The 12257-nt window shown below is 46.2% G+C and carries 13 protein-coding genes; 5 read left to right on the forward strand and 8 right to left on the reverse strand.

Features of this window, described 5'->3' with window-relative positions:
- Positions 1-49: 49 nt before the first annotated feature.
- The gene (ompA, locus tag RHD99_RS21730; protein WP_183272494.1) at positions 50-1105 is read right to left on the reverse strand and encodes a porin OmpA; all 1056 of its coding nucleotides are present in this window, start codon (positions 1103-1105) and stop codon (positions 50-52) included.
- A 184-nt stretch (positions 1106-1289) separates the two neighbouring features.
- Positions 1290-1919 carry a helix-turn-helix domain-containing protein gene (locus RHD99_RS21735; protein ID WP_183272493.1) on the reverse strand — a complete coding sequence of 210 codons (630 nt, stop codon included), beginning with the start codon at positions 1917-1919 and terminating at the stop codon, positions 1290-1292.
- 324 nt (positions 1920-2243) lie between these two features.
- Between RHD99_RS21735 and RHD99_RS21740 the strand changes: the two genes are divergently transcribed.
- The 4 genes from RHD99_RS21740 to RHD99_RS21755 all read left to right on the forward strand — a co-directional run bounded on the left by RHD99_RS21740 (position 2244) and on the right by RHD99_RS21755 (position 5707).
- A complete protein-coding gene (locus RHD99_RS21740) occupies positions 2244-2564 on the forward strand; it encodes a DUF3302 domain-containing protein (RefSeq protein ID WP_183272492.1) in 321 nt (106 codons plus the stop codon).
- Positions 2565-2588: 24 nt separating this feature from the next.
- Positions 2589-3728, forward strand: a complete 1140-nt coding sequence (locus RHD99_RS21745; RefSeq protein ID WP_309876548.1) for an HlyD family secretion protein — start codon at positions 2589-2591, stop codon at positions 3726-3728.
- A gap of 23 nt (positions 3729-3751) precedes the next feature.
- Entirely contained in the window at positions 3752-4663 is a 912-nt protein-coding gene (locus tag RHD99_RS21750) for a DMT family transporter (protein WP_309876550.1), read from the forward strand.
- A gap of 78 nt (positions 4664-4741) precedes the next feature.
- Positions 4742-5707: a diguanylate cyclase domain-containing protein gene (locus RHD99_RS21755; protein ID WP_309876552.1), complete on the forward strand. Its 966-nt coding sequence runs from the start codon at positions 4742-4744 to the stop codon at positions 5705-5707.
- On the opposite strand, the gene yghX is transcribed toward RHD99_RS21755, so the two are convergent.
- Positions 5704-6591, reverse strand: a complete 888-nt coding sequence (yghX, locus tag RHD99_RS21760; RefSeq protein ID WP_183272488.1) for a YghX family hydrolase — start codon at positions 6589-6591, stop codon at positions 5704-5706. The genes RHD99_RS21755 and yghX overlap by 4 nt on opposite strands.
- A gap of 64 nt (positions 6592-6655) precedes the next feature.
- On the reverse strand, positions 6656-7543 hold the full coding sequence (locus tag RHD99_RS21765) for a DMT family transporter (protein ID WP_183272698.1): 888 nt from the start codon (positions 7541-7543) through the stop codon (positions 6656-6658).
- 384 nt (positions 7544-7927) lie between these two features.
- Between RHD99_RS21765 and RHD99_RS21770 the strand changes: the two genes are divergently transcribed.
- Positions 7928-8692 carry a lipoprotein YafT gene (locus RHD99_RS21770; protein WP_309876555.1) on the forward strand — a complete coding sequence of 255 codons (765 nt, stop codon included), beginning with the start codon at positions 7928-7930 and terminating at the stop codon, positions 8690-8692.
- A gap of 68 nt (positions 8693-8760) precedes the next feature.
- On the opposite strand, the gene RHD99_RS21775 is transcribed toward RHD99_RS21770, so the two are convergent.
- The 4 genes from RHD99_RS21775 to RHD99_RS21790 form a co-directional block, all read right to left on the reverse strand.
- Positions 8761-9264 (reverse strand): adhesin, encoded by a 504-nt coding sequence (locus RHD99_RS21775; protein WP_309876557.1) that lies wholly within the window; start codon positions 9262-9264, stop codon positions 8761-8763.
- A 203-nt stretch (positions 9265-9467) separates the two neighbouring features.
- The gene (locus tag RHD99_RS21780; RefSeq protein ID WP_309876558.1) at positions 9468-10385 is read right to left on the reverse strand and encodes a hypothetical protein; all 918 of its coding nucleotides are present in this window, start codon (positions 10383-10385) and stop codon (positions 9468-9470) included.
- A 23-nt stretch (positions 10386-10408) separates the two neighbouring features.
- Complete coding sequence (locus RHD99_RS21785; protein WP_309876560.1) at positions 10409-10888, reverse strand: Hcp family type VI secretion system effector; 480 nt, start codon at positions 10886-10888, stop codon at positions 10409-10411.
- Between the two features lie 24 nt (positions 10889-10912).
- Positions 10913-12256, reverse strand: coding sequence for a VasL domain-containing protein (locus RHD99_RS21790; RefSeq protein WP_374708449.1), 1344 nt, complete (start codon positions 12254-12256; stop codon positions 10913-10915).
- Between the last annotated feature and the right edge of the window lies 1 nt (position 12257).

Consider the following 12257-nt stretch of genomic DNA (forward strand, 5'->3'; position numbering starts at 1 on the left):
ATCGGGCAAAACGGACGTTACTGCTATTTTTTTAATGGCATATTAATGCTTACTGCTGTGCTGCTACACCGGCGATTTCAACAACAACGCGGCGATCAGGTGCCAGGCAGTTAATCAATTCTTGACGCTCAGTCACTGCATCACAGGTTGTTCCAGTCACCGGCTCGCTTGGACCACGGCCTTCAGCCTGGACGTGTTGAGCAGGCATTCCTAAACGAACCAGTTCATCCGCAACGGCTTGAGCACGTTTAGTAGAGAGATCCAGGTTGTAATTCTGGGAGCCCAGACGGTCTGTGAAACCGATAACCACTGTGGTTTTCTCTTTAGACGCCTGAATTTCTGGGCGGTTGTAGAGATCACGTACTGCAGCTTCACCTGCTGGTGAAAGCACTGCAGAGTTGAAGGCAAACATAACGTCTGACTTGAGGTTGAAGCGCTGTGGCTCAACTGGAGCTTCTTCTACAACTGGTGCTGCAGCAACTGGAGCTGGAGTATTTTGACCAAAGCGGTAAACCACGCCTGCCGTCACGGTGCTAACATCAGCAGTCATACCAATTTGGTTGGAGTTACCAACATTGCTAACCCACTGGTATTCCAGACGGCCAGCCCAGTTGTCGTTAAACTCGTATTCGGTACCAAATGCCGCCAATGGGCGAACGCCGGTTTCAAACTTGGTGTTGCCATCTTGTTGTGCTTCAGCACGGTATGCCATTGCACCAGCACGGCCGTAGATGTCCCAGTTTTCATTGAATGAATAGCTGGCTTTCATTGACAGTTGCAGACCTTGAGAGCCCAGTTTAGCCCCCGCTACACCGTTGTTGCCTTCAACTTGCATGTTGCCAAGGTAGTCGTAGCCACCTTCAACAGCCAACCATGGAAGAATTTGGTAACCACCAAATACACCACCGCCGACATTATCGCTGCTCAAATCAAAGTCAGTAGCGTTGCTCAGATTATCATTGAAATCATTGTTACCATTGCCGTCAAAATAATGTGACCAACCTAATTTAGCACCGCCATACCAGGTATTGGTATCGGCTGCGGCATTAGCGTTCGTTACTGCGAAGGCGTTGAGTGCGATTAACGCAATAAGAGTCTTTTTCATCATATTCCTTGAAGTCGCTGCTGGGAGATTTCTCAATGGTATTAATGTTCTAGCGACGAATAGTATTCATATTCCCCAATAGAAGGAATTTGAACTTTGTTTAAATTTAAATGAAAAAGGAGTAGATGAAATTATTGCATTAACGCACCAATAGAATTAATAACGACCCAATAATTAGCCTGCTTTAGAATTTCTCAGGCAAATTTATAACTTCTAATAAATAGCCACCACGTCGAATATCAATGTAGCCACCATTTTTCAAAGCGAACATCACATTTAAAATACTGCTACGTGATAAGTGCGTTCTTTCCTGAATGTAATCCAGAATTGAAGTTCTTAAACGAGATTCTTCCGGCAGACGATTCATCTCAATAAGGTGACCACGAATAATGGAATAGGTGCGTTGTTGCACCACGACCGAGTCACGGTAGAAAAGGTGGCTGGTGTAATACGCGAGAATAATAGCAACATCTTTCCACAGCCCTTCTTGAGTGATTATCTCATGCGCCAGGCTGGCATCAAGACGAAGCATGGTGCATTCGGTTTCTGCACGCAGGATATGGCTACGCAAAGGTTGGATGCTCTCTGCAATACCAAACAAATTTTGACCGGCTACCGTCGCGATAACCAAACCGTCCGTTGCGCGGAGTACTGAAATCTCGCCTTTCTTGAAAACATAGAACTGCGGGACATCCTTATATTCCCAGTTGATACGCTTGCGAGGAATGATCTCCATCGGCGTTCCATGGGGCTCAAGGATAGAAAGCAGGCGCTGAATGGCGGCTTCTGGTCGTGTAGGAGGAGGTATAATCATTTGTTTTCCTGAAATTACTGACTATATATGCAGGTTCCTTGAAGTATATACCACGCCAAAGATCTAGCTGGGAGCGCTACCTTAGCGGTGTTTAGTACTTAGATACAACACTGTTTTGCAAAATACATACACTATTCGATAAAAATTTTACAACTATGTCGATGATGAAAAGAAGTGTAATTTCTGACTTTTCCTCTTGCACATTATTGTGATTCTGTGCAATTAAAAAATCGCTAAATGTTTATTTTTAAACAAAATAAATGTGGTGCCATGCACGCCTTCTCATTAGTGTCTCCGAACATTTTCTTACGGGGGCACCCATCTATGATTCTGGACTATCTTGCCTTAGGCGCTCTTATATTTGTGGGACTCACGCTCTTTTACGGTGTCATTGTTGTTCACGACATCCCCTACGAAATTGCAGTACATCGCAACCACCCACACCAGGATGCGATTCATGCCGCAGGTTGGGTGAGTTTATTCACATTGCATGCATTATGGCCGTTTTTGTGGATCTGGGCGATGTTATATCGCGAAGACCGTGGCTGGGGATTTGCGACTAAAAACCATGAACTGGACGCGCTTCGTGAACGTCTGGCTCAACTGGAAGCTCAGCAAAAAAATAACACAGCAAACCATCAGTAACTGAATTATTGAGCAGGATTCATTGTGGATTTATTACTTATTCTTACATATACCGCGCTTTGCGTTGGTATATTTAAATTCTTCAAAATTCCATTAAATAAATGGAGCGTCCCTACTGCTGTTCTGGGTGGGATTATTCTTATTGGCTCTCTGCTTTTATTAATGAATTACAACCATCCTTATACTGAACGCGCCCAGATGGTTACCGTTACGGTACCTATTATCCCTGAAGTATCGGGTACGGTGGTAGAAGTGACCACTAAATCCAATACCATGCTGAAAAAAGGCGATTTCCTGTTCCGTATTGACCCAACGGCTTATCAAGCAAAAGTCGAGTCAATTAAAGGTGAGATTGAAAGCGCGCAGCAAAATGTTGAAATGCTTAAAGCGCGTCTGGCTTCCGAAGATGCCGATATCGCCCAGGCTAAAGCGCAACGTGATCTAGCCATGAAAGATGCTGACCGTTACCGCAATGGCAGCCAGGACAAAATGAAAAGCCCGTTCACCGACCAGGAAGTGGTTCGTGCGCAGCAAACTTATCTGGCGGCACAAGCTCAATGGCGCTCTTCTCTGTCGAAGAGAGACCAAACGGCAGCGGAACTTAGCGCTCTGATTAACGGCGAAAATGCCGTGGTGTATCGACTGAAATCCAACCTCAAAGAAGCAGAGTATTTCCTTGAGAAAACCGTTATTCGCGCCCCTACCGATGGCTACGCGACACAACTATTCCTGAAACCAGGCATGTTTGTACGTCCGATACCGTTACGTCCCGTCATGGTGTTTGTACCGGATCAGAAAACCAGTGTTTACGCCGTTTTCCGTCAGAACTCAGCGCTGCGTTTAGTCGCAGGTGATGAAGCCGAAGTTGTGTTCAACGGTCTGCCAGGCAGCGTCGTGAAAGGAAAAGTGAAACAAATCCTGCCAGCCATTGCCAACAGTAGCTACCAGGCACAGGGACATCTGCAAGGATTAAGCCTTGACCCGAAACTCGACGGAATCTACGCAGAAATTGAACTCCACAACGTAGCAGATGTTGAAAGATTACCTGCAGGTACCATGGGACAAGTTGCCGTCTATTCAGATCATTTCGAGCACGTTTCCATTATCCGTAAAATCCTGCTGCGTATGACCAGCTGGATGCACTACCTGTATATCGATCATTAACAGAGGTAAACCTGGAGCTCCCCATGCAGAAAGCAAAAATGTTCACTCTTTTCGCCATCGTTATTCTGACATGGGGTAGCACCTGGCTTGCGATGAAGTTCGCGTTGGTCAGCATGCCACCTATCTTTGCCACTGGCCTGCGCTTTTTAAGCGCAGCGCCGCTGCTGCTGTGGCTATTGAGAATCACACGCTCTTCGTTGTTATTCCCACCAGGCCACCGTATTTTCCAGTTCTGCGTATTCCTGTTCTGTTACTGCCTGCCCTTCACATTGGTGCTCTACGGTGAGCAATACGTCGATCCCAGCACCGCGGCGATAATCTTTGCCGTGATGCCTGTCGCCGTAATGCTTATTTCGATTGTGGTGCTTAATGCCCCTACCAGCTTGTTGCAACTCATGGGGGCCATGCTGGCATTGCTATCACTGTTTTGCATCCTGCAAGAGGAGGCACGAGTGAGCATGAGCAACAATTGGAAAGGTGCTTTAGCCGTGGTTCTCGCCGTATTCATGCATGCTTTTATGTATGTTCAATGCAAGAAGCGCAGTTGCCAGGTATCGCTTTTCACGTTTAACACCCTGCCTTGCCTCGCCGCTGGATTAATCCTCACGATGATTGGCGCAATCGTGGAGAAACCAATGCTGGAAAATATTACTTTGCTGTCGTTTGCCTCGATTATTTACCTTGGTATCGTGGCTGGCGTGTTCGGGATTTTGTGTTATTTCTCGCTGCAAAAGCGCATTTCGACGTTCAGTACTTCGTTGGTATTTATCTGTTTTCCGGTTATTACGGTCTTTCTCGAATGTCTGTTGATGGACAGCGTATTCTCACAAACATCATGGGCTCTGCTCGCGATGATGCTGGGCGGCGTCTTCCTGTCTCTAATCTCTGTAGAGGAGAGAAAAAGAGTCTCGACATCGCAACAGCAGTGGAATTAGCACGATTTTTTCTTTCCCATATTTACAACTTATTAATAACTGTTAAGAATGGATATTATTTGAACATAAATATGGTCAATGTCAGAAGAGATCCTCAGGCAGCAGATCCAGAACCTTAAAAAGCACAACGCCCGGCTCAGAAGAATCGCCCATGACTCACGCAACAAGCTGAGTGCGGCTCTCGACGGGACAGGTTTGTGCTTGTGGCAACTCGATGTAAGCAGCGGCAAGCTGGTTATTTTCAATCGCCGCTGGGGTTCCATGTTAGGTTATCGCCCCAAAGAACTCAGCGCTCATTTTGATGTGTGGCGTGACCACCTGCACCCTGAAGATAAAGATATGGTGCTCGCTGCGTTCTATAACCATCTCGAAGGAAAAGCGCCATATTACGAGGCGTTACACCGCATGCAGGCTAAAAATGGCACCATCACCTGGGTGCTCGACCGGGGAAGAGTGACCGAATGGAGCGATGAGGGAAAACCGTTGAAAGTTACCGGAACCCACATCGATATGACCAAAGAAAAACAGTACGAGGAACAGCTTGCGAAGCTCGCCAACCACGACCCACTCACCGGTCTTGCCAACCGCCACGCGCTGCATGCGCAGTTCGATCTGTTAAAGAAACTCGGCCCGCTGTCAGTGGCTTTTATCGACCTTGATGATTTCAAAAACGTTAACGATACCCTGGGGCATCGCAGCGGCGACGAAGTTCTGTTGCAACTGAGTCAACGTTTGTCCGAAATCTGCCCTCCAGAAGTGACCATTGGCCGCATAGGGGGCGATGAGTTTATCTTGCTGATTCCGTGGGCGCTGGAGGATGCCGAAATCAAAACCCTCGCCCGACGCTGCCTGGATGCTGCCATCACTCCGTTTGAATTGAGCAATGGCGCAGCTAAAGTCGGCGCATCCATTGGCGTTAATGAATCCTGGGCGAGCGACAACTTTGCCGACGCGGTGATTCGTGCCGATGAGTCCATGTACCTGATTAAACACACCGGCAAGAATGGCATCGCGCTAGGTTCCAGCATCCTGCTTCACTGTTAAGCCAGATATTTGCGGAACCAGTCGAGAGTTCGCGACCATGCCAGCTCCGCCGCCGCCTTGTCATAACGAGGTGTCGAATCGTTATGAAAACCATGATTCACACCCGGATAGATGTAACCCTCGTAAACTTTATGATTCGCTTTGAGCGCCGCTTCGTACGCAGGCCATCCTTCGTTAATGCGCGAATCCAGCTCACCGTAATGCAGCAATAATGGCGCTTTAATACGCGGCACATCTTCGGTTTTTGGCTGACGTCCGTAGAACGGTACCGCAGCGGCTAATTCCGGATAGGCGACCGCCGCGGCGTTAGCGACCCCACCACCGTAACAAAATCCAGTGATACCGACTTTTCCCGTCACGGCTTCGTGGTGCATCAAGAACTCAATCGCAGCGAAGAAATCATTCATCAGTTTGGTGGGATCGACCTGAGATTGCAGTTCGCGCCCTTTTTCGTCATTCCCCGGATACCCCCCGACCGAGCTCAAACCATCGGGTGCCAGCGCAATAAATCCCGCTTTGGCAACACGCCGCGCGACATCTTCTATGTAGGGATTTAGCCCACGGTTTTCATGTACCACGACAACGCCCGGCACTTTACCCGAGGCTTTTGCGGGGCGCACCATGTAGGCTCTCACCTGCCCGTGCCCTTGTGGACTTGGGTACTGAATATATTCAGCCAAAATATCGGGATCGGTAAATTCCACTTGCTGCGCGAAGGCGTAATTTGGCGTCAGCAAAGTGCCAAGCGCTACCGCCGAAAGCCCACCGACCACAAACTTCCCTGCCAGGTCGAGAAACTCACGTTTGCTGATTTTGCCATGGACGTAGAAATCGAAGTATTCGAGTAATTCAGGAGGGAAATCTTTTGCGGTAAGTCTGGTCATTTGCAGGCCCTTTATCGATAAAAGATGGATAAATAATGGCCTGCATTTGATGATTTTGCCTGTTCTAATTTAAGCGGGATTTCACGACATTCACTCGCCAGATCCCGAAGCACACCAGCACCAGCGCAAGGGCATAACGCCATTCCAGAATGCTTTCTTGCAAGAAGATGGCGGAAAGCACCGCGCCCGACACCGGGATCAGGAAGTTAAACGGCGCAATCATTCCCACGCGATTGTGTTTGAGCAGCAGGCTCCACAACGCAAATGCCACGGAAGACAACAGCGCCAGATATCCCAGGATCGCCACAGACTCCAGGCCGTGAAACTCAAGCCGCCCGCCGCATGCGTAGCCTCCGACCGTCAGCACCACCCCACCGATGGCGAGTTGCCAGCCGGTCATGATGGTCGGATCCATCGTTTGCGAAATTCGCTTTCCGTACAGCGACGCGGCAGAAAGAACAAACGCCGCCAACACAACGAAACCGTCACCCATCCAACTAAAACTAAAATCCATCAACTGGCTGTTGAAGTTCACCACCATGACACCGGCAAACCCCAGCACGCAGCCCACCACTTTGTTAATGCTGAGCTTGTCGTTTTGATAGATAAAATGCGCCAGCAGTACGCTAAAGAAAGTGCCTGTGGCATTCATAATTGAGCCTTTCACACCTGTGGTATAGGCGAGGCCAATATAAAAGAAAATGTATTGAATGGCAGTTTGGGTAACACCTAACACCGCGAGTTGCGAAAACTGGTGGCGGGATAAACGCGAAATCGACTTGCCTTGCAACATAGCAAACGCCAGCAATAACAGGCCTGCGATGACAAATCGGTAACCGGCGAACACAATTTTTCCCGGTAAATCATCCGTCGCTATTTGAAAAATCTCATAACCGTTTTTAATTGCCGGGTAAGCACTTCCCCATAACAAGCAACAAAAAGCGGCGCCCATCCAGGCGAATTTCTTGTTAGTAAAAAATGACACACTGTTATTCACAACTTCATCCTATGAACAATTAAACACAGTTTTTCTGCCAGCCATTATCCGGATAAATGCCATAAATTGCTTGTTTTTAGTTCTAAGAATGCTTCATTCCGTTCCAGCACACCACGCGGTGTGTACATAAGGCTCATCTTGCCGCTACAGAACGATGTCCCACAATAAATAATATTATTACATTCACTATATGCCATATATTTCACGTAATATATTCAACGAATAAATATTTTATATAAAATAATTTATAGTTGTCGACTTATGATACCGGTATATAATCCACCACAGCTTTTAAGGAAATAATAAAAATTATCTTTCAAATACAAGGAAGCAGGTAACATGAATTTCAGGTCAATAATATATTTATGTGCGACGGCATTTTTACTGGCCGGTTGTGCACCACGTTCCCCCATTGATGCGAAGAAAACAGGTGTATCCAGAACAGAGAGCAACGCAAACAGAAATACATCTGCACTGCTCACGGACAAAGATATATTTGGTAATGAAACCACTCTGGCGGTTTCCGAAGAAGATATTCAGGCAGCACTAGAGGGGGAAGCCTTCCGCGTACCGCTGAATTCTACGGTTATCCTCGTTCAATCAGGCAGCCATGCACCGGAAACCACTATACAACAAGAATTGAGTAAGTATTACACCGTTTCAACTTTTTCAGGGATTCCTGATAGGCAGAAACCCGTTGTCTGTAATAAGACAGAAGAAGGGGAACCTGTAGCTAGCGAAAATATGAATTACATGCAGGCACTGCGCTATATTGCAGCAAAAGGACATCAGAAAGCCATCATTGTTTACCAGGATACTTTGCAGTCAGGTAAATACGATACAGTGACAAAAACAACGGTATGGTCGGATTATAAAAGCGAAAAACTCCCGGATGTGGCGTCATTACGATACCTGGTTCGCTTTACGTTAGTGGACGTAGCAACAGGTGAATGGGCCGCCTGGTCTCCGGTGAATTATGAATATAGTATTCTCCCTCTACAGACTGGAAAAATGGACATAGATAATACGGAACAACAAATTACTCAGCTAAAGCAGAAAACATATGCAGCAGTAGTTAAAGATTTGGTTAATCGGTATCAGTAAATAAAATTTGGCAGCCGCGGGTTTTGGCGGCTGCTTATATACTGTTACTATCTAAGATAAACCCATATCTAAATACCACAATATCCAGACATATTAACCTTCTTTTCACCATTTTTTGTTTTGATGGTGATAACGGCATTCACGTCACCTCCCTCGTCATCACCTGAGCCTTTTATCGGAGTCTGTGTTGAGATAATAGTCATATCATCGTTTTTGAAGGTTGAAATATTTTTTTCTGAAGACACCTGCTCTAATATGGTTATTTTCCCATTCAATTTCATGATGGCAGAGTATGAACATTTCTTTCCAGCAGGGCAAATGTCGCCTTCAACATAGTTATCAAAGCCCTCTTTTTTATTATCAACCAAGCTCAAGGTACAAACAAAGTGTTGTAAACCATTAATTTCATCAACATTAAAGCTATTTATGACAAGGCTTTCTATCGATATGCCGTCAAGATTTTCTGCATTGCAGAAAATAGTGCCCGACATCATTAACCCTAAAATTATCGCTATATTTTTGAACATATTCCATTCACTCTTTGAATGTCTGGCTATCTTTTTAAAATGCATTTTACATCACCAGTTAATAAACTTACCACAAAGATAGATTACACCAATGATTATTGGAAAAAGTAATATGCCAAAATAATCCGGGATACTAGTACCTACGACAACCAAGAGAGAAATAATAATAACATTTGGAATTAAGCATCTTAGAATATACCAACGAACACCTTCGAATATTGTTGTAATCACCCATATGAAAAACCCTTTCATTTTATCATCTCTTTGAAAAAGGTTATCGCATCTTCTTCCGTTGCAAAAGCATAATCACCTTGATATATTTTTTGTGGAAGATGTTCTTCAAAAAGAAAGAAAAACATTTCGAGATTATTTATATACAACAAATGATAAAGTTTTGGGTTGCATGATTTTAGTTTCTCAGCAATAGTTACTGCCTTTGTAATATTACCATAGGAGCTGAAAATACTAACTGCAGCCCCTCCCCATCGAGATAATGCCGTTTTTATTGATTGACTCAGGCTCTGTGAGCCAGCTATATATTGCGCTGCAGCGTATGCCAGAATATTCTCTGCCACCATATCTGTCGCCATTTTAGCAGCAAGACCCATGGTCATTTTTTGCAAATTAGTTGTAATAGGGTAAATGGATTCTCCGATCAAATGTTCAAGAACTTCATCTCTTTTGATCGGGTCTTCCAGATTTTTTAACACCTCCACAATCTTGTGTTCATCCAATGCAAGATTCCCACATAGTGGAGATGAATAATGCTTACAGTCGGCTAAAAACCAAGTGACCTTAGCCAGTATCCTGAGTTGCATTTTATCATCATATCTCTGAAGAACGTAAACTATACATAAATACAACATATCAAGAATAGCATCAGTGCGTTCCAGGAATTCCTTTATGCAAGTCATCATTCTTAGATCGTCCTGACGTAACATATCACAGGTGTGATTATTATTCAGAAACAAGCAGACACCTTCGCCCATAAGTCTTCCCATACCGTCACTCACCGACCCGATTGTATCCATTAAGTTTCCACGGAATCGTTCTCCAAAGGCTGTGACACCTTTATCCAGTGATCGGGCCATAGATTTTTTATATAGTTCATTTTGAAGATATGATTTTACGTAAAATGAATTGTTTTCGGCAGTTGAATAGCCCATTCCTCATTCCTTTGATGTTAGTTTTAAAAAATCCGTTCTTCCCACAGACTGTATGCACTGGTTCCGGCGATACAGTGTTCCTGGGTGATACTTTCATAGGTGAACGATATCGACTCCTCCGGCTGCCCCTGACTGTTTGAAATAGTATGCGGCACATTATGTGAAATTTTGGCGATACGCGCGTTAATCAATTTCACCTTAAAATATAGCTCATTGATGCCAAAACGATTTGTGCGGTAATAGTCAAAATCGCAAGTCAGGCACTCATTTTCAGTAATAGATTTGCTCAGCAACGGGCTGGATTTATCCACTGGTTTCTGGATAGTTAACGCCAGATGATTAACGTTCTGCGCCCGGCTTAGACCGTGGCTTAACCCCAGCACCATAATCTGATCCATATGCGCAATTTGTGCTTTATTACCGATGGAGGCCTGGGAAGAACATCCCGCAGAAATTAGCCCCTGTTGTTGTCCGTTCAGTGTCAGATAAACAAGATTTGCCATGTTAATACTCCTTTTGGCCGGTAATTATTTCCCGGCGTTGGTGTCCGTAGTTGCCATTTTCGGCAGGGAATTATTTTTCAGTAATATCCAGCGGCTTAATACGCCACCCAGCCGTGTATTAATCTCTTTTTCCAGGGCATCTGTATTCTGTCCCTGCGCACGAGCCTCCTGATATTGCGTCAGCAGGAACTCCAGTGGAGTCTCCTGGCTTAATGAGCGCTCCGCCTTCCAGACAACATTCTTGATGTAAGAAAGAGTGAGTCCTTCTTTTTCACGCTGCATCACAAGATCGGCAAAAGCCCGCAGATCCAGGCGGGTCTGCTGCCAGCCTTTTAGCTGAGGCGTGTTTTCTGCACGGGTTTTCAGGGTTTCGTTCCACTGCGCACTTGCCTGTTGCTGCTGCAAGCTTTCCGGCCACAGGCTATCTGCCTGATGCACCATCTGCATCCCGGTTTCCAGCGGCTGTAACGGCGAAGCATCAGGAAGCCGTTTCAGTCTTTCCTCATAACTCTTCAGTTCAGGGGAAGACAGCCAGAGAGTTGCTGCCCCCTGCGCGGTGTCACTCACCCGTGCCAGTTGTTGCTGTAGCGGGTGAACTTGCCACCACCAAACGGCCGTAGCGATAGCTGTTGTGCAGGCAATACCCGCTATAAAAACTTTGATGCTACGACCTCGCGTTGGTGCGGTCCCTGCGCCTAACATACTGCGAACTGACACCTTTATTTCAGGCAAATCGGGCAGAGGAAACATTGCCTCCGGCACAGTGGTGGATTGCGCACTCTCCGGCGCATACACCAGAGTTCTTAGCGTGGTATCCGAGACGCCCACGGCACCATTTTTTGGCGCTGGTTCAAGCCGCTTTCGCGTGTTCTGCACAAAATAGAGCAGGTTTTCCACTCGCGGCTGGCGCTTCAGTTCTACCTGCTGGAGTTTGTCGCAGATAAGCTGTAATGCCCGCTCTGTACGGTAGAGCAGAGGCAGATCAGAACCAATAAATGACAGTTGCTGACGCAGGATGTTGCCAGTGCGCACATTGAACCAGTCGAGCATTTCAGCTCGAGCTATGCCACCCTGCGGCCAGAACTTCTCCCATTCATGGCTTATCATCGCGGCCAGCAGTTCCGTCCCCTCACAAAAACCCGCCAGCCCCTGCGTGCGAGTACGCGCCAGCGTGTAATAAGAGGCGGTATGCAAATCCACACCGTTAGATTTGAAAATCGTCAGCGCCAGCGATTCGACCAGCCGCCAGTTCAGTTCCGGTTGCGACGGGTGATTCGCTTTGTTGATTTCTTCACGAATAGCGCTGAACTCCGGCAGATTGCGCGGATCCTTCCCCGTGATGATTTGAATTTCAGATGAGTCCATCATT

This window comes from Buttiauxella selenatireducens (genome assembly GCF_031432975.1).
GTDB lineage: Bacteria > Pseudomonadota > Gammaproteobacteria > Enterobacterales > Enterobacteriaceae > Buttiauxella > Buttiauxella selenatireducens.